Annotated in this window: 20 protein-coding genes; 12 read left to right on the forward strand and 8 right to left on the reverse strand. The window is 73.1% G+C overall.

The window, feature by feature from the left end; translation table 11 throughout:
- Positions 1–87: 87 nt before the first annotated feature.
- Positions 88–2,322, forward strand: coding sequence for a DUF6350 family protein (locus ACFZCP_RS00440; protein WP_391422737.1), 2,235 nt, complete (start codon positions 88–90; stop codon positions 2,320–2,322).
- Positions 2,323–2,624: 302 nt separating this feature from the next.
- Here the strand turns inward: ACFZCP_RS00440 and ACFZCP_RS00445 are convergent, their stop codons facing one another.
- Positions 2,625–3,407 carry a hypothetical protein gene (locus tag ACFZCP_RS00445; RefSeq protein ID WP_391422739.1) on the reverse strand — a complete coding sequence of 261 codons (783 nt, stop codon included), beginning with the start codon at positions 3,405–3,407 and terminating at the stop codon, positions 2,625–2,627.
- Positions 3,408–3,689: 282 nt separating this feature from the next.
- Here ACFZCP_RS00445 and purN point away from each other — a divergent pair, with 282 nt between their 5' ends.
- Positions 3,690–4,328, forward strand: a complete 639-nt coding sequence (purN, locus tag ACFZCP_RS00450; RefSeq protein ID WP_362693953.1) for a phosphoribosylglycinamide formyltransferase — start codon at positions 3,690–3,692, stop codon at positions 4,326–4,328.
- The gene (purH, locus tag ACFZCP_RS00455) at positions 4,325–5,893 is read left to right on the forward strand and encodes a bifunctional phosphoribosylaminoimidazolecarboxamide formyltransferase/IMP cyclohydrolase (RefSeq protein WP_391422741.1); all 1,569 of its coding nucleotides are present in this window, start codon (positions 4,325–4,327) and stop codon (positions 5,891–5,893) included. The genes purN and purH overlap by 4 nt, the downstream gene beginning before the upstream one ends.
- A gap of 98 nt (positions 5,894–5,991) precedes the next feature.
- Here the strand turns inward: purH and ACFZCP_RS00460 are convergent, their stop codons facing one another.
- The 4 genes from ACFZCP_RS00460 to ACFZCP_RS00475 form a co-directional block, all read right to left on the reverse strand.
- Complete coding sequence (locus tag ACFZCP_RS00460) at positions 5,992–6,462, reverse strand: hypothetical protein (RefSeq protein ID WP_391423664.1); 471 nt, start codon at positions 6,460–6,462, stop codon at positions 5,992–5,994.
- Positions 6,463–6,562: 100 nt separating this feature from the next.
- The gene (locus tag ACFZCP_RS00465; protein ID WP_391422743.1) at positions 6,563–8,425 is read right to left on the reverse strand and encodes a protein kinase; all 1,863 of its coding nucleotides are present in this window, start codon (positions 8,423–8,425) and stop codon (positions 6,563–6,565) included.
- Positions 8,422–9,165: an FHA domain-containing protein gene (locus tag ACFZCP_RS00470; protein WP_391422746.1), complete on the reverse strand. Its 744-nt coding sequence runs from the start codon at positions 9,163–9,165 to the stop codon at positions 8,422–8,424. The genes ACFZCP_RS00465 and ACFZCP_RS00470 overlap by 4 nt, the downstream gene beginning before the upstream one ends.
- 149 nt (positions 9,166–9,314) lie before the next feature.
- A complete protein-coding gene (locus tag ACFZCP_RS00475; RefSeq protein ID WP_362693939.1) occupies positions 9,315–9,971 on the reverse strand; it encodes an RDD family protein in 657 nt (218 codons plus the stop codon).
- Between the two features lie 265 nt (positions 9,972–10,236).
- Here ACFZCP_RS00475 and ACFZCP_RS00480 point away from each other — a divergent pair, with 265 nt between their 5' ends.
- From ACFZCP_RS00480 to ACFZCP_RS00510, 7 genes are all read left to right on the forward strand, one after another.
- Positions 10,237–11,091 (forward strand): bifunctional methylenetetrahydrofolate dehydrogenase/methenyltetrahydrofolate cyclohydrolase, encoded by an 855-nt coding sequence (locus ACFZCP_RS00480; RefSeq protein ID WP_391422748.1) that lies wholly within the window; start codon positions 10,237–10,239, stop codon positions 11,089–11,091.
- On the forward strand, positions 11,081–11,551 hold the full coding sequence (locus ACFZCP_RS00485) for a DUF3017 domain-containing protein (RefSeq protein ID WP_362693934.1): 471 nt from the start codon (positions 11,081–11,083) through the stop codon (positions 11,549–11,551). The genes ACFZCP_RS00480 and ACFZCP_RS00485 overlap by 11 nt, the downstream gene beginning before the upstream one ends.
- Before the next feature lie 216 nt (positions 11,552–11,767).
- A complete protein-coding gene (locus tag ACFZCP_RS00490; protein WP_391422750.1) occupies positions 11,768–12,931 on the forward strand; it encodes a histidine kinase in 1,164 nt (387 codons plus the stop codon).
- Positions 12,928–13,599, forward strand: a complete 672-nt coding sequence (locus tag ACFZCP_RS00495) for a response regulator (RefSeq protein ID WP_391422752.1) — start codon at positions 12,928–12,930, stop codon at positions 13,597–13,599. Before ACFZCP_RS00490 ends, ACFZCP_RS00495 begins: the two co-directional genes overlap by 4 nt.
- A gap of 436 nt (positions 13,600–14,035) precedes the next feature.
- A complete protein-coding gene (locus ACFZCP_RS00500; protein WP_391422754.1) occupies positions 14,036–15,352 on the forward strand; it encodes a helix-turn-helix domain-containing protein in 1,317 nt (438 codons plus the stop codon).
- Positions 15,353–15,842: 490 nt separating this feature from the next.
- Positions 15,843–16,832, forward strand: a complete 990-nt coding sequence (locus ACFZCP_RS00505) for a malate dehydrogenase (RefSeq protein ID WP_391422756.1) — start codon at positions 15,843–15,845, stop codon at positions 16,830–16,832.
- Between the two features lie 132 nt (positions 16,833–16,964).
- Positions 16,965–17,963 (forward strand): hypothetical protein, encoded by a 999-nt coding sequence (locus ACFZCP_RS00510; RefSeq protein WP_391422758.1) that lies wholly within the window; start codon positions 16,965–16,967, stop codon positions 17,961–17,963.
- 161 nt (positions 17,964–18,124) lie between these two features.
- On the opposite strand, the gene ACFZCP_RS00515 is transcribed toward ACFZCP_RS00510, so the two are convergent.
- Positions 18,125–19,528: an MFS transporter gene (locus ACFZCP_RS00515; RefSeq protein ID WP_391422760.1), complete on the reverse strand. Its 1,404-nt coding sequence runs from the start codon at positions 19,526–19,528 to the stop codon at positions 18,125–18,127.
- A gap of 101 nt (positions 19,529–19,629) precedes the next feature.
- On the opposite strand from ACFZCP_RS00515, the gene ACFZCP_RS00520 reads away from it, so the two are divergent.
- Entirely contained in the window at positions 19,630–20,550 is a 921-nt protein-coding gene (locus ACFZCP_RS00520) for a LysR substrate-binding domain-containing protein (protein ID WP_391422762.1), read from the forward strand.
- A 26-nt stretch (positions 20,551–20,576) separates the two neighbouring features.
- Here ACFZCP_RS00520 and ACFZCP_RS00525 read toward each other — a convergent pair whose 3' ends face one another.
- Positions 20,577–21,722 carry a hypothetical protein gene (locus ACFZCP_RS00525; RefSeq protein ID WP_391422764.1) on the reverse strand — a complete coding sequence of 382 codons (1,146 nt, stop codon included), beginning with the start codon at positions 21,720–21,722 and terminating at the stop codon, positions 20,577–20,579.
- A 59-nt stretch (positions 21,723–21,781) separates the two neighbouring features.
- Positions 21,782–23,428: a hypothetical protein gene (locus ACFZCP_RS00530; protein WP_391422766.1), complete on the reverse strand. Its 1,647-nt coding sequence runs from the start codon at positions 23,426–23,428 to the stop codon at positions 21,782–21,784.
- 481 nt (positions 23,429–23,909) lie between these two features.
- Here ACFZCP_RS00530 and ACFZCP_RS00535 point away from each other — a divergent pair, with 481 nt between their 5' ends.
- On the forward strand, positions 23,910–25,430 hold the full coding sequence (locus ACFZCP_RS00535; protein ID WP_391422768.1) for an aldehyde dehydrogenase family protein: 1,521 nt from the start codon (positions 23,910–23,912) through the stop codon (positions 25,428–25,430).
- Positions 25,431–25,449 lie beyond the last annotated feature (19 nt).

Below are 25,449 nucleotides of genomic sequence, written 5' to 3' on the forward strand. Positions count from 1 at the left end.
CTTCGTACGAAAAAGAACATAAACATATATTGAGCGACACATCGGGGGTTCGCCTGTTACGACGGGAAAGCGCGTGTCGTTGGGAGCATGGCGGGCGTGACCCTGATGACCGCTCGCCGCATGCTGCTGTCGTTCCTGCTGCACCGGATGCGCAACCGCTCGCCCGGGCTGGGCGAGAGCTTCGTGGGCGGCGCGGTCGCCGCGGGGCTCGGACTCGGCTCGCTCGCCGTGCTCGTTCTCGCGCTGTGGGTCAGCTCGCCGTACCCCGACAGCGGGCCGGGCGGCGCACTGCACATCGCCGCCGCGCTGTGGCTGCTGGCGCACGGGGTCGAACTGGCCCGCACCGAGACGCTCTCCGGCGTGCCCCAGCCGGTGGGCCTGACCCCGCTGCTGCTCCTCGCGGTGCCGGTGTGGCTGCTGTACCGGGCGGCGCGGGACGCGACCGACGTGTCCCCCGAGCCCGACGGGCCGCCGCCGGTCCTGGCGCGCACGGCGTGGACGGGGGTGGTCCTCGGCTACCTGACGGTCGGCGTCGCCGCCGCGCTGTACTGCTCCGCCAGTGAACTGCGGCCCGAGTGGGGCTGGGTGATGGTGTGCCTGCCGCTCGTCGCCGCGGGCGCGGCGGCGGCCGGGATCTGGTCGGCGCACGGCTGCCCGAGCGAGCCCGTCCTCGCCCTGCTGCGGGCGCTGCCGGGTCCGGCACGGCGGCTGCTGTCCGGGGCGGACGCGGGGGCACGACTGGGCGCGGCCGCACGGGCCGCGGTTGCCGGGACGGCGGTCCTCTTCGGGGGCGGGGCCGTGTTGCTCGGGGTGTCGCTGGTCCTGCACGGGGAGGCGGCGCGGGTGTCCTTCGTGCAGCTGACCGAGGGCTGGACCGGACGGTTCGCGGTGCTGCTGCTCGGGGCCGCGCTGATCCCCAACGGGGCGGTGTGGTCGGCCTCCTACGCCCTCGGCCCCGGCTTCGTCCTCGGCACCGGACACCTGGTGCAGCCGCTCGTCTCCGACCCCGCGCCGCTGTTGCCGCCGTTCCCGCTGCTCGCGGCGGTACCGGACGCGGGTGCGGGGACACCGCTGAACTGGGCGGCGGGACTGGTGCCGGTGGCGGCCGGGGTGACGGTCGCGTGGTTCGTGGCGCGGGCGGCCGTGGCACGCGATGAGCAGCCGGAACGTGCCGCCGAAGGGACGGCCGAAGGAAGGCCGGGTGGGAAGGCCGAAGGAAAGCCGGGCGGGAAGGCCGAAGGGAAACCGGGTGGGAAGGCCGAAGGGAAACCCGGCGGGAAGACCGAAGGAGAGGTCGAAGGGCAGGCTGGAGGAAAGGCCGAAGGGACGTCCCACGGGGCCGCCGGCAGGGCGGTCGAGGTGGGGCAGGTGCAGGTGCAGGTGCGCTGGTCGGCACTGCGGACCACCGGGGTGCACCTGATGGCCTCGCTCGTGTGCGCGGCCGCTTTCGGCCTCCTCGCCTGTCTGTCCGGCGGCTCACTGGGTGCGGCCGCGCTGGCCCGCTTCGGCCCGCTGTGGTGGCAGAGCGGGCCGGCGGCCGGGCTCTGGGTCGCGGTGATCGGGATGCCGGTGGTGCTCGTGGTGCGAGCGTGGCGAATGCGGGGCCGGCGGGCCCGGGTCACGGTTCCCGGACAGGGGACGGAGAGCGTGGGCAAGGCCGCGACGGCGACCGCGCAGGAGAGCTTGCAGCAGGGTGCCGGGGAGAAGGCGGGGAAGGGGCGGGCCCGTCCGGAGCCCGGTTCCACCGGCGCCGAGCCGGACGAGGCCGAGCTGTACGACTTCCTGCCGGCCGCCGACCCGTTCGCCTCGGCCTGGCACGACGACCTCCCCCGGACCTCCCGCAGGGCGGCCGTCCGCGAGGCCTCCACACCTGAGGCCTCGACGTCCCAGGCCTCCCCACCTCCGGCCCCGACGCCTCAGTCCTCGACGTCCCCGTCCTCGACGTCCCAAGCCCCGACGTCCCAGGCCTCCGCGCCCCCGGTTTCGCCCGCCTCGCCCGCTCCGTCCGACGGCCCGGCCGCACAGGATCCGTCACCTGCCCCGGCTCCGCGGGATCCGTCACGTGCTCCCGCCCCGCAGGAACCGTTGCCCACCCCGGCCCCGCAGGAACAGTCGCCGCCGCCCCCGGCCCCGCAGGAACCGTCCCCCGCCCCGGCACTGCCGGATCCATCACCTGCGTCGGGCCCGCCGGCGGACGCGCCCATGCCCGCCGGTGCGGAGCAGTCCGCCTCTGCCGACCGGCCGTCCCTGCCGAGGCCGTCACCTCCGACGGACGCCCCTCGCCCGCCCGCCGAGCCACCCGACTCACCGGGCACCCCGTAGGCCTCCCGTGGACGGCGCACCCCAACGAATGCGCGCACCCGAAGGCTGCACGCACCCCAACGAGAGCGTGCACCCCACGCGCACGCCGCCCCAACAGGAGCGCGTGCCCAAACCCCCACGCACGCCCCACCGAACGAAAGCGTGCACCCCACCCCACACGCGGACTCCAACGCAAGGGCGCACCCACCCCAGGCGCACGCCCCGACGCATGCGCGCACCCCACCCCGCACACACCCCGCACATCCAGGCGCGCGGGCCCCGGATCCGGCGTGATCCGCCGGACCGGAGCGGCCTGGGCGGCCCTAGCTGTTGCCGACGCCCAGGACGCCGCGCAGCTCCTTCGGCAGCAGCTGGTCGCAGGACTGCTTGGCCTCGTGGGTCAGGGCGTCGCTGACGCAGGTGTAGTAGTCGCGGTAGACGAACTGCACGGCGAAGGACGTGCCCACCAGGGCCAGGGCCAGGGCGGCCGTGACCAGGCCGCCGATCGCCGCCGTGGTCTGGGGACGGGCGCCCGCGGGGGCCGCCGGGCCGGCCGGGGTGTTCGGGGTGTCCGGGTCGGGGGTGCGGGGCTTGGCGCGCAGGGCGCTGATGCCCCAGTACACGGCCAGCGCACCCAGCAGCAGAGCCACGTACGGCCAGCTGAACAGGACGAAGAAGACGGCCCACATGCCGGACAGAAGCGCATAGCGGGCGCGGCGCTGGGCCGGGTCCGTCGGGTCCCAGCGCATGCCGGGCCCGCCCGGGCCGCCCGGGCCTCCGGGGCCGCCGCCGGGGCGCTCGCCGAAGCCGTCGGGGGAACCGCCGGGCTGGCGGTCGCTCCACTGGCTGCCCCAGTGGGAGCCGCCCCCGGAGCCGGACGATCCGTCGGGGTGGCGGGGCTGCCACGGCCGGTCGGGTGTGCCCTCGGGCGGTGGCGCGAAGGGGTTGTCGTCCTGCTGCTCACCGCTGCGCCGGTCGTCGTCCTGCCCGCCCGTGGGCGCCTCGGGCGGCGAAGCCGGCCGTTCCCGCAGCAGCACGGAGCCACGCTCGCCCCCCTGGGCCGGGCGCGGGGGGAACGTGAGGAGTCGCAGGCTGCGATCGGGCATCAAAAGAGCGTCTTCCCCTAGGTGGATACGGCAGTCCGACGAGAGCTTCCACCCCGTGAACGCGCCGCACGGCGACCACGTTCCCGAGGCTGCTCGTTCTCGATACCTCCCGAACGCTACCTTCCGGCCACGCACCCGTCCCGTGGGGGCCTTCCGCAGTGCCGGTATCGTTGCTGGCGGTCGGCCGCTTCGTAGACTTCCCCGTATACGGGAGTGCGATGCATTCGTACGACTGTACAAACCGCCGGCCGGACACCCGCTTCCCCGAGAAAGGGCCCCACCGTGGCCGCCACCCCCGCTGGCCCAGCGGCCAAGCGCCTCGTCGTGCTGGTCTCCGGATCCGGCACCAATCTGCAGGCGCTGCTGGACGAGATCGAGCGCACCGGAGCCGGCTCGTACGGTGCGCGGATCGTCGCCGTCGGGGCGGACCGCACCGGTATCGAGGGGCTCGCCCGTGCCGAGCGGGCAGGGCTGCCGACCTTCGTGTGCCGGGTGAAGGACCATGCGACGCGCGAGGAGTGGGACGCCGCCCTCGCCGGGGCCGTGGCCGGGTACGAGCCCGACCTGGTGGTCTCCGCCGGGTTCATGAAGATCGTCGGGAAGGAATTCCTCGCGCGCTTCGGCGGGCGGTTCGTCAACACGCACCCTGCCCTGCTGCCCAGTTTTCCCGGGGCTCACGGCGCGCGGGACGCACTCGCGTACGGCGTCAAGGTCACCGGCTGCACCGTCCACTTCGTCGACGACGGCGTCGACACCGGCCCGATCATCGCCCAGGGCGTGGTCGAGGTCCGGGACGAGGACGACGAGAGCGCGCTGCACGAGCGCATCAAGGAAGTCGAGCGAAGGCTGCTCGTCGAGGTCGTGGGGCGGCTCGCCCGCAACGGCTATCGCATTGAGGGACGAAAGGTAGTTATCCAGTGACCGCCACCGCCGAGAGCACCAAGCGGCCCATTCGCCGGGCGCTCGTCAGCGTCTACGACAAGACCGGCCTCGAAGACCTCGCGCGCGGCCTGCACGACGCCGGTGTCGAGCTGGTCTCCACCGGGTCCACGGCCGGGCGCATCGCCGGCGCCGGCGTCCCCGTCACCAAGGTCGAGGAGCTGACGGGCTTCCCCGAGTGCCTGGACGGCCGGGTCAAGACCCTGCACCCGAAGGTGCACGCCGGCATCCTCGCCGACCTGCGTCTGGACAGCCACCGCGAGCAGCTCGCCGAGCTGGGCGTGGAGCCGTTCGACCTGGTCGTCGTCAACCTCTACCCGTTCCGCGAGACGGTCGCCTCCGGCGCCTCGGACGACGAGTGCGTCGAGCAGATCGACATCGGCGGCCCGTCCATGGTGCGCGCAGCCGCCAAGAACCACCCGTCGGTGGCCGTGGTGACCAGCCCCGAGCGGTACGCCGACGTCCTCGCCGCCGTGCAGGCCGGCGGCTTCGACCTCGCCACCCGAGGGCGTCTGGCCGCCGAGGCCTTCCAGCACACGGCCGCCTACGACGTGGCCGTCGCCTCCTGGTTCGCCGCCTCCTACGCCCCCGTGGACGAGTCGGGCTTCCCGGACTTCCTCGGCGCCACCTACGAGCGCAAGAACACCCTGCGCTACGGCGAGAACCCGCACCAGGACGCCGCCCTGTACGTCGACGGCCATGGCGGCCTCGCCGACGCCGAGCAGCTGCACGGCAAGGAGATGTCGTACAACAACTACACGGACACGGACGCCGCCCGCCGTGCCGCGTACGACCATGACGAGCCCTGTGTCGCGATCATCAAGCACGCCAACCCCTGCGGCATCGCGGTCGGCGCGGACGTCGCCGAGGCGCACCGCAAGGCGCACGCCTGCGACCCGGTGTCCGCGTACGGCGGTGTGATCGCCGTGAACCGCCCGGTCAGCAAGGAGATGGCCGAGCAGGTCGCGGAGATCTTCACCGAGGTCATCGTGGCGCCGGACTACGAGGAGGGGGCCCTGGAGGCCCTCGCCAAGAAGAAGAACATCCGCGTGCTGAAGGCCCCGAACGGCCCGTGCAACCGGCTGGAGGCCAAGCAGATCGACGGCGGTGTGCTGCTCCAGGCCACCGACCGGCTCCAGGCCGACGGCGACGACCCGGCCAACTGGACGCTGGCCAGCGGTGAGGCGCTCACCGGCGAGGAGCTGGAGGATCTGGCCTTCGCCTGGAAGGCGTGCCGCGCGGTGAAGTCCAACGCGATCCTGCTCGCCAAGGACGGCGCCTCCGTCGGCGTCGGCATGGGCCAGGTCAACCGGGTCGACTCCTGCAAGCTCGCCGTCGAGCGGGCCGGCGAGGAGCGGGCGCGCGGCTCCTACGCGGCCTCCGACGCCTTCTTCCCCTTCCCCGACGGCCCCGAGATCCTCATCGGCGCCGGCGTCCGGGCGATCGTCCAGCCGGGCGGCTCGATCCGTGACGAACTCGTCGTGGAGGCCGCCAAGAAGGCGGGCGTGACCATGTACTTCACGGGCACGCGCCACTTCTTCCACTGATGCCGCCGGGCGGGACCCCAGGGGGTCCCGCCCGACGCACGCCGACGGCCTCCGGCCCTCCCCCGAGGGAGCCGGAGGCCGTCGCTCCTCCTGCCGGATCAGCAGGGGCGCAGGGACCAGATCGGGTCCCAGGTCGCGGTGCCGGCCTGGTAGGCCGTCGACGTCCAGCGGACACTGCCGTCCTGGTTGTAGAACCTGGCGACCGTGCCGGGCGTCTGGTTGTTGGTGAACGGGCCGTCGCCGGTCCAGTTGTGGACGTCCCAGCTCTGGCACTTGTAGAAGTCGAACTTGGTGCCCTTGACGATCATGCACAGGTGACCGTAGGCGCAGTCCAGGTCCCTGGCGGCGGCCTTCCCGCGCGGGGCGGCGGTGAGGGTCAGGCCGTCGTACCGGACCGTGTCGGCGGTGACCTTCAGGGGCTTGGGGTGCCCCGCGAGCACCTGGTCGGCCGTCCGCTGGAGGGCGGTGACCCGGGTTCCGTCCGGGACGGCGGCGGTCGCCGCGACCGTGGAGCCGGCGAGCAGGGCGGTGGCCGCGACGAGCAGCGCGGCGGGCTTGGCGATGTTCACGTGTTCCCCCATGTGAACGACGAGTTGGTCACTCCGTCGTGGCGGAGTGGTTCCACCGTCCCAGCGGCGCCCGCCCGCCGGTACCTCGGAAGTCTCAGGGTCACTTCTTTCCCGGGGGCGTGTACTCCTTGAGGTAGTGCGCGACGCGGGCGCCGTAGGTGCGGTACTCCGGGGGGACTCCGCCCGCGTCGTTCACCCTCTTGTACGAGGTCCGGTATCCGGCCGCGGTCAGCACTTGCCTGTCGCCGGGCAGGCCGGCCTTCAGATGGGAGTCGATGTAGCAGAGGTAGCGGCCCATGGCCGGGACGGACACGGAGGGGGACAGCGGCGGCGTGGGCGTCGCCGACGCGGGGACGCCGTCGTCCCGCATCCACCAGCGCAGTACCGCGGGGGTCCAGCGGGCGATGCCGTACTCCTGCTTGCCGGGGTCGAAGAGATTCGGGTCGAAGTCGCTCTCGGCCTTCAGCATCGCCGCGACGAGTGCGGGCGAGACGTCGGGCCGGGCGCAGGCGTGCGCGGAGTCCACGATGAGCTTGCGGTAGACCACCGGGATGCCCCTGTCGGTGCGCAGTTCGGCGGCGCCGTAGGCGGCCTGGGTGACACCGTGGGTCCGCTCCTGGGACCGGTCGCCGCCGTTCCCGGCCCAGCTGCTGATGCCGTAGCCGAGGGCCGCGACGGCGACGGTGGCGGCCGCGGCACCGGCGATCACCGCCGGCCGGCGTCTGCGGCGCGGGACCAGACGGGGCAGGCGCGGCGAGCGGCCCGTACCGGCGGCCGCCTCGACGCGGCGCAGCAGCGCCTGGGTGGTGATGCGCGCGGCGTGCGTGCGCGCCAGGCAGTCACGGACGATCTCCCGCCAGGCGTCCGGCAGTTCGGTGGACAGGCGCAGCTCGTCGGCGCCGCGGGCGTAGGCGGCCGCCGCGTCGCGGCGGGCCGTGGGGGTGCCGCCGGAGAGCGGGAAGGAGCCGGTGAGGACGAGGTGGGCGAGCACGCCGAAGGCCCAGACGTCGGCGGACGGGCGGATCCGCCGCCCGCGTTCGCCGATCTCCGACCACAGGAGCTCGGGCGGGGTGTAGTCGGGGGTGGAGAAGGCCGGGGTGTAGGCGTGGGTGCCCTCCAGCTCGGCGGCCATGTTGAAGTCGGCGAGCCGCGCCGAGCCGTCCGCCATCAGCAGCACATTGGCCGGTTTCAGGTCCCCGTGCACCCAGCCCGCCCGGTGCAGCTGGGCCAGTCCCTCGCAGACCTGCGCGAGCAGGGCGGGCCCCGCGGCCGGGCGGGGGGACGCGGCGAGCAGGGCGGACAGGGAGCCTTCGGCCCGTTCCAGGACGAGGACGGTGGCGCCGTCGAGGTCGGGGTGCTCCGGGTCGTCGACGACGAGGGTCTCGTACATCCGGATCAGCCGCGGCCGCCTGAGCCGGCGGTGCAGGTCGATCTCGCGGTCGATGAGTTCGCGCAGGTGGGCCAGCTGACGCGGGGTGCCCGTGCCGGTGGGCAGGAACTTCAGGGCGGCGGTCCGGGGCGGATCGCCGCCGCCGGTGTCCGCCTCCGCCTCCGGGACGCCGGCGCCGGTACCGTGAGCCCACCCGCGCTCGGTCTCCCGGGTCTCCGCGTGCTCGGCCTTCCGTCCCCGCCCGGGCTCGGTCTCCCGGGTCTCCGCGTGCTCGGCCTTCCGTCCCCACCCGCGCTCGGTCTCCCGGGTCTCCGCGTGCTCGGCCTTCCGTCCCCGCCCGGGCTCGGCCTCCCGGGTCTCCGCGTGCTCGGCCTCCCGAGCCTCCGCACGCCCGGCCTCGCGGGTCTCCGCAAGCCCGGCCTCCCGGCGCCGGCGTGTCCCCGCGGCGGGCCGGTCGCCGGTGCGCCGGCCCGCGTACACGCTGCCGAAGGCGCCCGTCGCGATCGGCTCGCGCACCTCCCAGGCGCCGACCCGGTAGCCCCTGGGCACCGGCACGGCGAACGGTTCGGTCACCGCGCCGCCCGGCTGGTCGACGCGGACAGCACGACCAGGTCGTCCTCGCGCACCAGGTCGAAGCGGAGCGCCAGGGAGACCAACGACTCCTTCTTGCCGTTGAGGCGCGGACCGGTGTCCGCGGTCTCCGGGCCCGGCTTGAGACGCAGCTTCACGGCCAGGTAGTCGATGTTCCACTGCACCGAGGTGCGCGAGGCGGCCGGCCAGGCGGGGCGCAGCCGCTCCACGACCTGGTCCACGGTGGGCAGCGGGGCGTGCGGGTCGCCGCGCAGCCGCGGTTCGCACAGGGCGGCCAGGACGGCGAAGTAGCGCTTGGTGCGGTCGACGGAGAAGGCCGGGGCGGTGGTGTCGCCGTCCGCCGGGCCGCCGTCGCGCAGGTAGTCGTGGCGCGGCGCCCACACCTCGATCGTCAGCAGGTCCCCGGCGGCGGGCAGCACGATCCGGGAGAACTCGAACGGGACGGGCGCGTCCAGCCGGCCCGGGCCGACCTTGATGTGCTCGCCGGCGCCCTCCGGGTTCTCCACGACGTACGTCTGGTGCGCGGAGAGGTTGCTCAGTATCCAGAAGGCGCCCTGGGCGCTCAGCTCGCCGGCCCGGCGCGAGACCCCGTCGTGCGGGATCGGCAGGTCGTTGCCGGGCGCCCGCCCGAAGGTGAGGCGCTCGCCGGGGGCGAGCCGGATCCGGGCGCGGTGGTTCCGGTCCTCCGGGGTCGGCGGAGGTACGACGATGATGCTGTACAAGGTGCGTCTCCCCGTGCCTGACGGCTGCCCCGGCCGGAACGGCTACCCAGCCAGACTAGGCGGACACACGAGGGCCGTGTCTCCCCTGGACGGGTGAGACACGGCCCTCGACGGTGAATGGCGCGAACTGTTCTGTCGCGTGGCGTGCGTCAGTTCTGGACGACCATGGTGCTCGCGGCCTTGTCGTGCCAGCCCTGCTGGCGGCCGGACTTGTCCCAGAACGGGGACAGGTAGACGAGCAGCTGGCCGATGCCGCAGACGATGCTGCCGACCATCGGGATGATCCAGCGGATGAACGCCGAGCCCAGACCGGGCTTCTGGCCGGTGTCGGCCTTGACCACGCGGATGCCCACGGCCAGCTTGCCGAGGGTCGCGCCGACCAGGCCCGTCATCAGCCACTCGTAGAGCAGGCCGAAGAGCGCGAGCACGCCGAAGATCGCGCCGAACTTGGACACGAAGTCCGAGCTGGCGTGGTTGATGCAGGTGTTGTAGTCGACGGCGCCCGGGTCGCACTTCTGGGCGTCGCCCGCGAAGGAGGCCACACCGCCGGCGATCAGGATGCCGTAGATGACACCGAAGACGACGCCGTCGATCACGCGGGCGCCGAAGCGGCGGCCCATCGTGGCGACGCGCGGACCGGCACCGCCCGGGTACCCCGGCTGCTGCGGGTAGCCGTAGCCCTGCTGCGGCGGCACGCCCGGCGCCTGCGGGTAGCCGTAACCGGGCTGCCCCTGCTGCGGGTAGCCGTAGCCCTGCTGGGGATTCTGGGGCTGTCCGTAGGGGTTGTTGGGCGAGCCGAAACTCATGGCGGATTTCCTCCGTTGATGCTGCGGGGACGACGCGGAAGGCACGGAGGAACGTCAGGATCTGAGCGGTTTGCCCCCCAACCGGACCGCGATACTGCGGCGCTCATGGTCGTAGGAAAGGCTGATTCTTGTCCAGCCGGATACAGAAGGTGTTGTGCAAGTGCAACATCGTCGATCAAGGACGGTCAGCCGGACGGGAAGCCGGGGAACGGCCCGGGGCCACCCGGATTGGAACCGGGAGCCGGTCATCCGCGAGGATGGTGTCATGACTGCCCAGATTCTCGATGGCAAGGCCACCGCAGCCGCGATCAAGACCGATCTGACCGCCCGCGTGGCGGCGCTGAAGGAGAAGGGCGTCACGCCCGGCCTCGGCACGATCCTGGTCGGGGACGACCCCGGCAGCCAGAAGTACGTCGCCGGCAAGCACCGCGACTGCGCCCAGGTCGGCCTCGCCTCCATCCAGCGTGAGCTGCCGGCCACGGCCACCCAGGAGGAGATCGAGGCGGTCGTCCGGGAGCTGAACGAGGACCCGGCCTGCACCGGCTACATCGTCCAGCTCCCGCTGCCCAAGGGCATCGACGAGAACCGCATCCTGGAGCTGATGGACCCGGCCAAGGACGCCGACGGCCTGCACCCGATGAACCTCGGCCGTCTCGTCCTCAACGAGCCGGCGCCGCTGCCCTGCACCCCCAACGGCATCATCTCCCTGCTGCGGGCCCACGGCGTCGAGATCAAGGGCGCCGAGGTCGTGGTCGTCGGCCGGGGCGTGACCATCGGCCGCCCGATGCCGCTGCTGCTCACCCGGCGCAGCGAGAACGCCACCGTGACCCAGTGCCACACCGGCACCCGTGATCTGGCCGCCCACCTCAAGCGGGCCGACATCATCGTCGCGGCCGCCGGCTTCCCGCACCTGATCCGCGCCGAGGACGTCAAGCCGGGCGCGGCCGTCCTGGACGTCGGCGTCTCCCGCAACGCCGAGGGGAAGATCGTCGGCGACGTCCACCCGGACGTGACCGAGGTGGCCGGCTGGATCTCCCCGAACCCGGGCGGCGTGGGCCCGATGACCCGCGCGCAGCTGCTGGTCAACGTGGTCGAGGCGGCGGAGCGCAGTGCCGGCTGAGAAGACCCCCGGCACCGGACCGGCCGCGCGCGATGCGATCAGCGCTCCCGACCACGAGGGGCGGCCGCGGCGGGTCACCCGCCGCTTCCCGCTGTTCACCAAGGACACCGCCCGCCCCGAGGGCGGCGGCCGGGCCGCGCCCGGCGACGCCCCGGCGCCGGCCCGGCAGTGGCCGATGCTGGTCGTGCTCGGCGGGGTCGCGCTCGGCCTGCTGCTGACCGCGCTCGACGTGTTCCGCTACGGCACCCTGCTGATCGGCGCCGCGCTGCTGGCCGGCGCGGTCATGCGCTTCATACTGCCGAGCGTCGGCATGCTCGCCGTGCGCTCGCGCTTCACGGACGTCGCCACCTACGGGATATTGGGCCTCATGATCGTCCTGCTGGCGATGACGGCCCAGCCCAAGCCCTGGCTGGAGATCCCGTTCCTGAAGGACACGCTGCACTTCACGCTTCCCAAATAGCACCGCCCCACCGACGGTGGCCCGCGCCTCCCCCGGGGGCGCGGGCCACCGGTCTGTCCCCCGTCGCCGACGCTACGGCCGTCCGCCCCCCGCCGCGTCCCCCTACGGGCCGACCTCCTCCGTCGGACGGCTGAGGTAGTCGTCGTCCGCCTGCAACTTGCGTGGTACCGCGGCCGGTTGACTCCCCGGCTCCGCCTCGGGCGTTACCCTGCGGCGATGCATCCGAGGACCCCTCGCCCGCTCGTCGTGGACACGCTGATCGCGGTAGCCATGGCCGTGGTCGCCGTCCTGCTGGGACGGGAGTCGCGGTCGCAGGGGTGGCCGGATCTCGACACCCGCGCGTACGTCCTGGTCGCCCTCGCGCACCTGCCGGTGGCGCTGCGCGGCCGGTGGCCCGTCGGCGTCTTCGCGGCCGTCCAGGCGGCCGCGCTCGTCCACATCACCCTCGGCTACTGGCCGGTGGTGTGCACCTTCGGCTCGATGCTGGCCCTCTACACGGTCGCCTCGGTCCGCGCCCTGCGCACCGCACTCGTCTGCGCGGCCTGCATGACCGCACTGTGGGCGTACGCCGGGGTGGTCAGCCACACCCCGTCCATGGCCTCCGTGCTGGGGCAGGCGCTGCTGTACGGCTCGGTGCTGGTCTGGTTCGGGCACCTGGCCCGCCGCTCCGCCGAACTGACCCGGCGGCTGCACGCGGAGCAGGCCGAGCGGGCCCGGCGCGCGGTCGCCGAGGAACGGGGGCGGATCGCCCGGGAGTTGCACGACGTGGTCGCCCACCACATGTCGGTCATCTCCGTACAGGCGGGCCTGGCCCGCTTCGTCTTCGCCTCCGACCCCGGCAAGGCCCACGGGGCGCTCGGCACCATCGCGGACACCAGCGGCGAGGCCCTTCAGGAGCTGCGGCGCATGCTCCAGGTGCTGCGCGAGGAGGACCCCGAGGCCCCCGAGGGCGCCCCCATGCCGACCCTGGCCCGGCTCGGCGACCTCCTGGAGCGGGTGCGCTCCGGCGGCCTCCCCGTGGACCTGGCCGTCGAGGGCACCGAACGGCCACTGCCGCCCGGTGTCGAACTGTGCGCCTACCGCGTCGTCCAGGAAGCCCTCACCAACGTCCTCAAGCACGCGGGCACGGCGAGCGCACGGGTGGAACTGCGCTACGGGCCGAACGACCTGACCGTCCGTGTCACCGACGACGGGGAGGGGGTGAATCCGGCCAGAGTCTCCACGGGCGCCGGACACGGCTTGATCGGCATGCGCGAACGGGCCAAGCTCTACGGCGGGACGATCAGCGTCGGCCCGCGCGCCGAGGGCGGCTACCAGGTACAGCTGACCCTGCCCACCTCGGCCACGAACACACGGCGGGGGGACGACCGTACGCGATGACCAGAGTGCTCGTCGTCGACGACCAGTTCCTCATCCGCGCCGGGCTCGTGGGCCTGCTGGACGCCGTGCCCGGATTCGAGGTGGTGGGCGAGGCGGGCGACGGCGAGGAGGCCGTGCGGCTCGCCGCCGAGGTGCGGCCCGACGTGATCCTGATGGACATCCGGATGCCCGGCACGGGCGGCATCGAGGCCACCGAGCGCATCCTCGCCCAGGCCGACGGACAGGCCCCCCGGGTGCTCGTGCTGACCACCTTCGACCTCGACGAGTACGTGTACGGGGCGCTGCGCGCCGGGGCCGCCGGGTTCCTGCTGAAGGACTCCGGGCCCGAGCGGCTGCTCGCCGCGATCAGGGCGGTCGAGGGCGGCGACGCCCTGTTCGCGCCGAGCGTCACCCGCCGTCTGGTCGAGTCCTTCACCCGCCCCTGGTCCGCCGCTCCCGGGGCCGTGGACCCGCCGCCCGACCTCGGGGTGCTCACCGCGCGCGAGACCGAGGTCCTGCGGCTCACCGCCCGCGGCCTGTCCAACCTGGAGATCGCCGACCGCCTCTACATCAGCGAGGCCACCGTCAAGACCCACCTCAACCGCACGATGACCAAGCTCGAACTGGGCAGCCGGGCCCAGGCGGTGGTGGTGGCGTACGAGACGGGACTGGTCGTCCCCGGCTGCTGAACCCCCGGCAGGGACCGCGCAGAACAGCGGCTCGTCCCCTCCCCCGAGCAAGGACGAGCCGCCGCCGAGAGCCAGACTCCCCGCTGTGAACGGCCTGTTCAACGCCCCTCTGCACGCTGTGGCACGGAGGTGACCGTTCCGCTACGGTGTCCGCGCCCTGCCACATGTGTCGCCATCGTGTCGATGTCCCGACGAAACGGGGATACGGTACGAAGACCCCGTGGAATCAGGGGCACGGCGGGCGGAGCCGATGCTCCTGTGCGCCCCCGCTCCGGGAACTGGGATCCTTAGTCAGCGCATCTCTGTGGGTAGCCAGAACGGGGCCGTGCCGGTACGTGACCACCGGTCCGGCACGGGGCCACGTGCGGGACAGGCGCGGAGAACCAGGAGCACGACGGGGGGAAGGTGGGGGGAAGCAATGCCTCGATGGAAAGGCTTGCCGGATGAGCTGGATCCGCAGATCAAGGAATTCACGAGCCAGTTGCGCCGGCTCGTGGACCGCAGCGGCCTGAGCATCGCGGCGCTGGCCGACCGGACCGGCTACAGCAAGACGTCGTGGGAGCGTTACCTGGGCGGCCGGCTCCTCGCACCCAAGGGCGCGATCGTCGCGCTCGCCGAGGTCACCGGCACCAATCCGGTCCATCTCACGACCATGTGGGAGCTGGCCGAACGCGCCTGGAGCCGGGCGGAGATGCGGCACGACCGGACCATGGAGCAGATCCGTATCTCCCAGGCGCGGGCCGCGCTCGGGGAGTTCGGGGCGGCCGAGGCCGAAGAGGCGAGCGGAACCAGGACCGCCCGCAAGGGCGCCGGTGCCAACCCGACCCCGGGCATCGCCGGCCCCGCGGGGGTGTCGCCGACGATCCCGCCACAGCCGGCGCCCTCCCCGCAGCCGGCGGTCCCCTCCCGGCCGACGGCCTCCGAGGCCGACGAGCAGGAGAACACGGAGAGCCCCGAGGCCTCGCCCGGCGTCAACTCCTGGGGCCTGGCCGGCTACGAGGGCCCCTCGAACGCGACCGGCCGTCCCGGTGCCGGGGCACGGCCCTCCGCCACGCCGGCCGCTTCCGGCTGGTCGCCGGGGGCGCCAAGTGTGCCCGGTGCGCCGGGTGGGCCGGCTGTGCCGAGTGCGCCGGGCGAGCCGGGTACGCCAGGTGCCCAGGGCGTGCCAGGTGTTCCGGGTGCGCCGGGTGTGCCGGGTGTGCCGAACCCCTTCGACGCGCAGCCGCCGGCCCAGCGGTCCGGCACCGGTCCCTCGGGCGGGAAGTCCGGCGGCAGGACCTGGCTGACGATGTTCCTGGCGGGCGCCGCCGGTGTCCTCGTCGTCGTCGCGGCCGTCTTCTTCTTCACCCACCACGGCGGCGGCAAGAAGCCGGCGGCGGCCAAGTCGCCGTCCCCGACGGCCCGCACCAGCCTGCCCCCCGGGGTCAAGTGCAGCGGCTCCGCCTGCGCGGGCAAGGACGCGGAGGCCATGGGGTGCACCGGCGACCTGGTGACCACCGCGCAGACCGCCACCATCGGCACCACCACCCTGGAGGTCCGCTACAGCAAGGCCTGCGGCGCGGCCTGGGGACGGATCACCGGTGCCACCCGGGGCGACCAGGTCCGGATCTCGGTCGGCAAGGTCCGCCGGACGGGGGACATCACCGAGGTCGGGGACACCATCGCCTACACGCCGATGGTCTCCGTGAAGGACGCCGCCGAGGCCAAGGCGTGCGCGACCCTCGCCTCCGGGCGTACGGGATGCACGAAGTAGAACGGTCGTGAAGCGGGCGGGCCGTGAAGGGAGCGGGGCCTGGAGCGAGTGGGGCCGTTCAGTGAGTGAGGCCGTTCGGTGAGCGGGGCCGTGGAGTGGACGGGCCTGTGGAGCGAGCGGGGTCGCGACCTGAGCCGGGGCGCGAAGCAACGGGGATCACGAATCAATTCGGGTGGAATTCGGGATTCGGGTGCATGGCCCGCCGGATCCTGGGCACGCGAACCGTACCCCCACGGGATCCGGTGATCCGGTACCCCCCTAGGCGGCCGTCCTCGTCCTCCTCTCCCGGACGGGCGGCCGCCTTTCAGGTGGCGGGCCCGGGATGCGGGATCCGCCCGGAGGGTCCGGCTTGTGGGCTGAGCCACATGACCCCGGACGTCTCGCATGCCGGATGCGCGATAGCCTGACCGCTGGATTCTCTTGACGCCAAGAGATCGATCATCCGCCGGGGCAGTGACGCCCCACCGCCAGCTGTCATACGGAGAACGCCATGACCCGCACTCCCGTGAACGTCACCGTCACCGGCGCGGCCGGCCAGATCGGTTACGCCCTGCTCTTCCGCATCGCCTCCGGCCAGCTGCTCGGCGCGGACGTGCCGGTCAAGCTGCGTCTCCTGGAGATCACGCCCGCGCTGAAGGCGGCCGAGGGCACCGCCATGGAGCTGGACGACTGCGCGTTCCCGCTGCTCCAGGGCATCGACATCACGGACGACCCGAACGTCGCCTTCGACGGCGCCAACGTAGCCCTGCTGGTGGGTGCCCGCCCCCGCACCAAGGGCATGGAGCGCGGCGACCTGCTCTCCGCCAACGGCGGCATCTTCAAGCCGCAGGGCAAGGCCATCAACGACCACGCCGCGGACGACATCAAGGTCCTCGTCGTCGGCAACCCGGCCAACACCAACGCCCTGATCGCCCAGGCCGCCGCGCCGGACGTCCCGGCCGAGCGCTTCACCGCGATGACCCGCCTCGACCACAACCGCGCGCTGACCCAGCTCGCGAAGAAGACGGGCTCCACGGTCGCCGACATCAAGCGCCTGACCATCTGGGGCAACCACTCCGCCACCCAGTACCCGGACATCTTCCACGCCACGGTCGCCGGCAAGAACGCCGCCGAGGTCGTGAACGACGAGAAGTGGCTGGCCGACGACTTCATCCCGACCGTCGCCAAGCGCGGTGCCGCGATCATCGAGGCCCGTGGCGCCTCCTCCGCCGCCTCCGCCGCCAACGCCGCCATCGACCACGTGTACACGTGGGTCAACGGCACCGCGGACGGCGACTGGACCTCCATGGGCATCCCGTCGGACGGCTCCTACGGCGTCCCGGAGGGTCTGATCTCCTCCTTCCCGGTCACCGTCAAGGACGGCACGTACGAGATCGTCCAGGGCCTGGACATCAACGAGTTCTCCCGCGCCCGCATCGACGCCTCCGTCAAGGAGCTCGAGGAGGAGCGCGAGGCGGTCCGCGGCCTGGGCCTCATCTGAGTCCGCCTCCGGCCGCTCTCCACAGCGCGCCTGCACGGGCCCTGTTCCGGTTTCGTCCGGAGCGGGGCCCGCGCCCGTTTTCGCCGCTACTGTCAAAAGCAGTGCAGGCAAGGGTGATTCGGGGGGTTCGTGATGAGTGGCTGGAGCGGCGGCCGGAACAGCGAGGAGGGGCGCGGGGGCGGGCCCGCCGAGGACAGAGGCCGGGCGGCCTGGTCGCCCGGGGGCACCCCGCCGCCCTGGGCCTACGAGGAGACCCGGACGACCCCCGTGCCGCCGCCCGCGGACCCCGGCCCCGCCGCAGTCCCACCGCCTCCGCCCCCGCCCTGGGCCGCCGCCACCCAGGCGGGCGGCCCACCCGTGGCGGCTCCCCTCCCCGCCCACGCCGGCGGCACGCCCGCGGCGGCTCCCGCACCGTCCTACGATTCCCGGCGCGCCCGGGGCGGCCGGCTGATCGCCCTCGTGACCGCCACGGCCCTGGTCGGCGCGGCCGCCGGCCTGGGGGTCTGGTACCTCGGCCGGGACGACGGCGGCGGCGGTTCCCCGTCGGCAACCGCCGCAGCCGGCGGTGTCACCGTCTCCACCTCCACCTCGGCCTCGGTCCCGGCCTCTTCGCCCCCGGCCGGCACCACCGCGTCCGGCGCCTCCCCGTCCGCACCCGGGGTGTCGGCGCGGCCTCCGGCGGGCTACCGCCTCGTCCGCGACCCCGTCGGCTACACCCTCGCCGTCCCCGAGGGCTGGACCAGGCGGCAGGAGCAGGGCGAGAAGGCGGCCGTGGTCTTCTACGACTCCCCGTCCGACGGCCGGCAGCTGCAGATCTTCGGGCTGGCCGAACCCACCGTGACCGAGTCCCTGGACCTGGCCGAGAACGACCCGGGCTACGGCTACTCCCACCGGCCCGGCTACCGGGCCCTCGCCCGCCGCTCCGGAGCGGACTGGGCCGAGCTGACGTACCGCTACGACGACCGGGACAAGGGGGCCCGCCGGGTGGTGGACCACCGTTTCCGGGCGGCCGACGGCACGCTGTACGCGATCCGCGCGAGCGGCCCCGAGAGCCTGTCCGACGGCCTGGTCCGCAGGCCGCTCACGACGGCACTGGCGTCCTTCTGCCCGACGGCCACCGGGTGCGCGTAGCGGGCGCGCCGGTACCGTGCCGTCCCGCTCCACCCCGCGCTCATTTCGTCCCGCGCACTTTCCGCGGACCGCCCGCTCCGTCCCGTGCTCTTTGCGTCCCGTGCTCTTTCCCTGGGGCGTCCGCTTCCGGGGGCCCCGGACGTCCGCGGTGAGGCCGGGGCTCAGGAGCGCGCCGAGCGCGACAGCACGCGGTCGGGGCCGGACGCGACGGAGTGCGAGCGGGCCCGGCCGCCGTATCCGACGACCACCAGCGCCGTCGCGGCCAGCACCACCAGGGCGGTCGTGCGCAGGGCCGGGCCCATGCCGCCGGCGAGGTCCGCGTGGGAGGACAGGACGGTCCCGGTGACCGCGACGCCCAGGGCCGCGCCGGTCTCGCGGGCGGTGGTGCCGAGGCCGGAGCCGAGGCCCGCCTGGTGGGGCGGGAGCGAGGTGACCACGCCGAAGGTCAGGGCCGGCATGGACAGGCCGGTGCCGGCCGAGATGACCAGCAGCCAGCAGGCGTACACCGCGTAGGGGGTGCTCGCGTCGACGGTGGAGACGCCGAGCAGGCCGAGGCCGATCAGGGCGAGTCCGGTGCCGATGACCGCGCGGGGGCGGTCCGCCCAGCGGCCCGCCAGCCTCTGGGAGAGTGCCATCCCGAAGGGCAGCGGCAGGATCGCGACGCCGGTGACGGCCGCGCCGAAGCCCTTCAGCTCCTGCAGGTACTGGGAGTTGACGAAGAAGAGGGAGAACAGGCCGAAGAATCCGGTGGCCGTGCCGAGGGAGGCGGCGCGCAGCCGGGAGGAGGCGAAGACGCGCGGGTCGAACAGCGGGGCGGCCGAGCGGAGCGCGTGCAGGGTGAAGGCGGCGATCAGGAGCGTGCCCGCGGCGAAGGCGCCGAGGATGCGAGCCGAGGTCCAGCCGTGGGCCGGGCCCTCGATGATGCCGGACAGGACCGCGACCAGGCCCGCGGTGAGCAGCACGGTGCCGAGCGGGTCGAGGTTGCCGGAGGCGGAGCGTTCGGTGCGTGGGGTGGTGACGGCGACGGCGGCGGCGAGCACCGCGGCGAGCGGGACCATCACCGCGAACAGGGCGCGCCAGGACAGGAACTGGCCGGCCAGCCCGCCACCCAGGTTGCCCGCCGCGCCGCCCAGGCCGATCGACAGCGTCCAGGCGGCCATCGAACGGGCCCGGTGCTCGGGTCCGGACAGCTGCATCAGGATCGACAGGGTGGCCGGGGTGATCAGGGCCGCACCGGCGCCGGACAGCCCCCGGCCCGCGATCAGCACGGCCGGGCCGGTCGCCAGCGCGCTGGTGGCGGCGCCCGTCGCGAACAGACCGAGCCCGGCGAGCAGCGCACCCTTGCGGCCGTGCCGATCGCCGAGCGCGCCCGCCGGGACGAGGAGACCGGCGAAGACGATGACGTACGCGTCGACCGTCCACAGGATCTCGCTGTGCGAGGGGTGCAGCGACGACGAACTCAGCTGGGGTATCAGCAGGTTGATGGCGGCGACCATGCTCTGGGCGACCAGGACACAGGCGCACAGCGCAAGGAGTGTCGAGCGTTTCGGGGCGTGCGAGGGCACGGCTCCTCCCGGGAGCTGGGCGGTTGGTGGGGGATGCCCTCTCACCGTAGGCTCGCCCTTGACCTGCTTACCAGTGCAACCTTTGCAAGGGATGGTTGCGTATGACGCAATCCGCGGGGCTGGACCTGAATCTGCTGCTCGCGCTGGACGTTCTGCTGGAGGAGCAGAGCGTGCAGGGCGCCGCCCGCCGGCTGCACCTGTCCGAACCGGCGATGAGCCGCACCCTCGGCCGGATCCGCAAGGCCCTCGGCGATCCCGTCCTCGTCCGGGCCGGCCGCCGCATGGTGCCGACGCCGCACGCGCTGGCCGTGCGGGCCGAGGTGAGCGCGGTGGTGGAGCGGGCCCGGGCCCTGTTCGCGCCGGGCCGGGACGCCGATCTGCGCACGGTGACCCGGACCTTCACGATCCTCGGACACGACGCGATCGCCGCGACCCAAGGTGCCGCCCTGTTCGCCCGGGCCGCCCGGGAGGCGCCCGGCATCCGGCTCCGCTTCCTGTCCGAGAGCCACGTGGACGCCCCGTTCCTGCGCCAGGGCACCGCCGATCTGGAGATCGGGGTGATCGACACGACCGCGCCCGAGGTGCATGTGGAGATGGTGTACGAGGAGCGCATGCTGGGTGTCGTGCGCGCCGGGCATCCGCTGCTCACCGGGGAGCTGACGCCCGAGCGGTTCGCCGGGGAGGCGGGTCACCTCATCGTCTCCCGGCGTGGCAGGCACCACGGGCCGATCGACGACGCGCTGGCCGAACGGGGCCTGAAGCGCGAGGTGGTGGGGAGCGTGGGCACCTACCCGGCCTCGCTGTTCGTGCTGCGCGAGACCGACCTGATCGGACTGGTCACCTCCTACGGCCGCTCGATGGCCGCCACCCTCGGCCTGGTCACCTTCGAGATCCCCTTCCGGCTCCCGCCGGTCAAGGTCGGCATCGCCTGGCATCCCCGCCACGACGCCGACCCCGCCCACGCCTGGCTGCGTGGGTGCGCACGGGAGCTGATGATCCCGGAGCCGGCCGCGCGGCGGTGACCGGGTGCGCCGCCCGGGCGGGCTGCTCAGCGGCGGCGGGTCCAGGAGGTGGCGAGTGGAGCGGCGCGGTAGCCGGGGACCGACGCCGCGCTGAGGTTCCGTGCGACCGCGGCCGGCTCGACGGGTGCGGGGGCCACCTGCACGCAGGCGGTCTTCGGTGGCGTGGTGCTCTGTCCGAACCGGCAGGCCACGCCGGTCAGCTTGATGGCGATGTAGTCGGCGATCTGCGCGCCGAACTGGATGGGTTTGCCGTTGATCTTGATGTCACCGACGGTGAAGCCCTTGTCCGGGGGTACCTCGTAGACGAACCGCACGGGGCGGGTCGCGTCGCCGCGCTGTCCGGTCCAGTAGTCCTTGGGGTCGGAGCCGTCCGGGGTGGCCCAGCCGTCCGTGGCCAGTCTGTCGAAGTAGAGACCGACCGGGTCGGCGAGGGAGACGTCCGCCTTCTGCCGGGCGAGGGCGTTGACGGCTCCTCCGATGTGCGGGTCGCTGTTGCGCTCGGGCTCGCCGTACTTGCTGCACTGGACGAGTTCCTGCTCGGTGGTCAGCTCGTGGCCGTCGACGACCCGCACGATGGTGGCCGCGGCCGCGAGTTCGATCTCGGCGCCCAGGGTGTTGTTGGACTGGATCAGATGCATGGCGCCGTGCGTCGTGGAGTCGTTCCACCGGTTGCGGGGGTTGTAGGTGCCGGTGGCACCGAAAAGGTCGCTGCGCCGGACGTCCGGGCTGATGTGCGTCCGGTAGAGCTCAAGAACCTTGTCGGGGTTCGACTGGGCGAGCAGATGCCAGTACTCGGGGCCCTCGCAGGTGAACATGACCTTGGTGATCTTCCCGGCGGCATTGCGGGTGACGCTCCACTCGCAGTACTCGTCCTGGACGTCCCGGCTGGCGTCGGCCCGCTGCCACCGCTGGGCATCGGCCAGGGACTGGAGCCTGACCAGACGGGGGAAGGCCGTCCAGGTGACGGTGGCCTCCCGGGCGTCGGCCGCCGTGTCGGTCCTGGTGAGGTTGTAGAACTGGCCGCGAGGGCTGTCGTTGAGCACCTCATGGGGATCGGGGCCCGCGATCGAGCTGTCGACCCGGTCGCCGATGAACATGTTCCAGGCCTTCAGGCCGGTCTCGTCGAGATCGTCCAGGTGGCCCGGCGGGCCGTACGAGGCGAGCGTGCTCATGGGGCACTCCTTCGCTGAGAGGTGGCCGGGGACGGGCGGGCCGCGGAGGGCGGCGGCTGTCAGGAGGCGGGCGCGACCATGCCGGCCTCGCTCATCCTGAGCCGCGGGGCGTCCGCAGGGATGTTGGTGGTCGGCAGCGTCAGCTCGAACTCGTGGAGCCGCATCGCCTTGAAGTCGCGGCGGCGGGACTCCGCCAGCCGGACGTAGTCGTCGAAGCCGGAGGGCTCGCGGATCCGTCGGCCGACGTGACCGAGGTAGTCGTCGATCCGCCGGGCGAAGGCCTTGGGCCAGGCGTCCTCGGCCAGAGCCCAGTCGGCGGCGAAACGGCCTTCAGGGCTGCCGGGCGGCAGACTCGTGGCGGCTTGAAGGATCGCCTGCGCGATGTGGTCCTGCAGTTCGGTCACGGCGGTCGGCGAGGTGGGGACATGGGCCATCAACTGCCCGCTGACGGGGCTGAAGACCGGGTTGGTGAAATCGGCCATGAGCGCGCAGGCGGCGAACCTGGGTGTGATCAGGCCCTGTTCCACCATCTGCCGTACCACGTCGTTGTCCTCGCAGGCCGCCTCCGGTACGACGAACGCGAAGAAGCTGTCCCCCGGCTGGGAGAAACCGCTGCTCTTCTCCTCCAGGGCGAAGTCGAAAGCCGCCAGGCTCGCCACGTAGTGGGCGGCCGGCGCCATGGGAGGAACGGCGGCCGTGACGGGCAGTTCGAGATCGCCCAGAAGCGCGTCGCTGTTCAGCCAGAAGCCCGGGGGCAGCAGCAGATCACCGCTGGAGGGGCTGATCGTCGAACTCTGGGTCGCCGTACTGGCCAGGTTCACGGTGGTCGTGGTGAACAGATGGCGCATCAGCTGCTCGGGATGCTCCACGGTGCCGTCCTGCGTGACGGCTGCCAGGCGGGCGGCCGTCCAGCGGCCGATCAGCGCACGGACGGTCAGTTCGAGGTTCTCCGCGCCGATGACCTGCTGGTACAGCGGATCGTTCCGGAAGGGGTCGTCCGGGGCCAGCCGAATCGTCGCCGCCTGGGACTCCCAGTTGCTCCAGGGCGCCTTCAGCTCCTTCATCACGGCGCTGCCGTTGATGTGGCTGTCGAAGCAGCCGTGGCCGCGGGAGCCGGGGGCGAGAGCGGACCACGAGTTGCCTGCCCACACCCACACGGGGCTGATCCGCATGTAGTAGTTGAAGACCTTCGCGGCCGGATCCCAGGCGGCAACCTGCAGAAACGTCGCGGCCGGGTCCTCGTTCGCCCCCGTGCTCACCAGCAGGTCCACGTCGCGGCCGGTGGCGGCGCGAGCGACGGCGAACCGCATGGCGCGCGGCAGTCCGGAGGCGGAGCCGGGCGGAATCTGCCCGGCCTCGCCGACCAGATAGACCGACTGGTTCTCTTGCGTCGCCGGCTCGGGCAGCCCCGCGAGGAGATCCTGCACCGTCAGCGGGAAGGTGCCCTTGCGGAAGAACAGTGCGGCCATCGGATCGCTCAGCTCCGCCAGCTCCTGGACGTCCAGCGGACGGGCCTGCTGGTCGACGCCCGCCACGAAGCGGTACAGCCTCGGTGCTTCCCGGTCGTGGGAGTCCGCGTCGTCCAGGGCGGCCATCACCGCGCGGCCGGCGGTGCGTCCGGTTCCGGGCGGGGAGCCGCGGGCCGGTGCCGTGCGCGCCTGCTGGAACCAGGCGGTTGCCCGGCGATGCTCTCGTGTGCCGTCCACCGACTCGGCCTTTCGTCGCTCACAACTGCCCAGCGAGGGGGGAGCGGTGTGTCAGGGGGGCTTGAGTGCCTCGCACTCCATGACCAGTCTGCCCCGCCCGAGGATGTGACGCATCCGTAGCCGTGGCGGACCGCACACGTGGGCGGTGGTGGCCGCACGGACCCGCCCGTGCAGAGGGAGGCGCCCGGGCCTCGGGAGGAAGGGCTTGGTGTTGCCGGCGTGGTGACGGGAATCGGAGGGGCGGAAGGTGCCGGTTCCCGACCTCGGCGGATCGGCCTGCGCCGGCGTATGGACCGAGATGGCGCGGCATTGATCGACAGCCCGTTTTTGTCCGTTTTCGACCGCATTTTCAGTGACGCGGCGCACTTTCGGTCGTCGATTGCGCATGCGGTCCGCCCCGCGGGGCAGGCGGTGACGGTCCCTGACTGTGACACGGCTGTGACACAGGGGCACTGAACAGGAACGGAAGGCAATACCGATCATGGCGGACACAACGGAACGACCGGCCCAGGCGACCATCCACGCGGGCGGCGAATGGCTGGAGGCGATCTCCGGCGCGACGCGCGAGATCCTCGACCCCGCGGACGCCCGGCCCTTCGCCGTGGTCGCCGAGGGTGACGAGAAGGACGCGGAGCGGGCGGTGACCGCGGCCCGGCAGGCGTTCGACCAGGGCACCTGGCCCGGCACCCCGGTCGCCGAGCGCGCCGCCCTGCTGCGCCGCGTCGCCGACCTCCTCGTGCGCGACCGCGAGGAACTCGGCCTGCTGGAGAGCCGGGACGCGGGCAAGACCGTCGAGGAGGGGCGCATCGACATCGACTGTGTCGCCGACGCCTTCCGCTACTTCGCCGACCTGGTCGCCGCCGAGGCCCCCGGCCGGGTCGTCGACGCGGGCTCGCCCGACATCCACAGCGTCGTCGTCCACGAGCCGGTCGGCGTCTGCGCCATGATCACGCCCTGGAACTACCCGCTGCTCCAGGCCAGCTGGAAGATCGCCCCGGCGCTCGCCGCCGGCAACACCTTCGTCCTCAAGCCCAGCGAGATCACGCCGATGACGACCATCGCGCTGATCGACCTGCTGGCCGAGGCCGGCCTGCCCGCCGGTGTCGCCAACCTGGTCACCGGCCCCGGCCACACCGTCGGCGCCCGCCTCGCCGAGCACCCCGGCGTCGACCTGGTCTCCTTCACCGGCGGCCTGGCCAGCGGCACCAAGGTCGCCCAGGCCGCCGCCCCGACCGTCAAGAAGGTCGCCCTCGAACTCGGCGGCAAGAACCCCAACGTGGTCTTCGCCGACGCCTGCGCCACCGAGGAGGGCTTCGACACCGCCGTCGACCAGGCCCTCAACGCCGCGTTCATCCACAGCGGCCAGGTCTGCTCGGCCGGCGGCCGCCTCATCGTCGAGGAGTCGGTCCGCGACCGCTTCGTCACCGAACTCGCCCGCCGCGCCCAGCGGATCAGGCTCGGCCGCGGCACCGAGGACGGCGTCGAGTGCGGCCCGCTCGTCTCCGACCAGCAGCGCACCAAGGTCGAGGGGTACGTCGCCTCCGCGCTCGCGGAGGGCGCGGTGCTGCGCTGCGGCGGCAAGCGCCCGCAGCCCGCCCCGGAAAGGCCCGAGTCCGGCTACTTCTACGAGCCGACCGTCCTGGACCGCTGCCACCGCGAGATGAAGGTCGTCCGCGAGGAGGTCTTCGGACCGGTCCTCACCGTCGAGACCTTCCGCACCGAGGAGGAGGCGGTGTTCCTCGCCAACGACACCGAGTACGGCCTTGCCGGCGCCGTCTGGACCGCCGACGCCGGCCGCGCCCGGCGGGTCGCGGGACGGCTGCGCCACGGCACCGTCTGGATCAACGACTTCCACCCCTACCTGCCGCAGGCGGAGTGGGGCGGCTTCGGCAGGAGCGGCACCGGCCGCGAACTGGGGCCGGCCGGGCTCGCCGAGTACCGCGAGACCAAGCACGTGTACCAGAACCTCGCGCCGAAGCCGGTGCGCTGGTTCGCAGGCTGAGCCGCCGACCCACCCCGGC

The sequence above is a fragment of the Streptomyces sp. NPDC007971 genome (genome assembly GCF_042958635.1).
Taxonomy (GTDB): Bacteria; Actinomycetota; Actinomycetes; order Streptomycetales; family Streptomycetaceae; genus Streptomyces.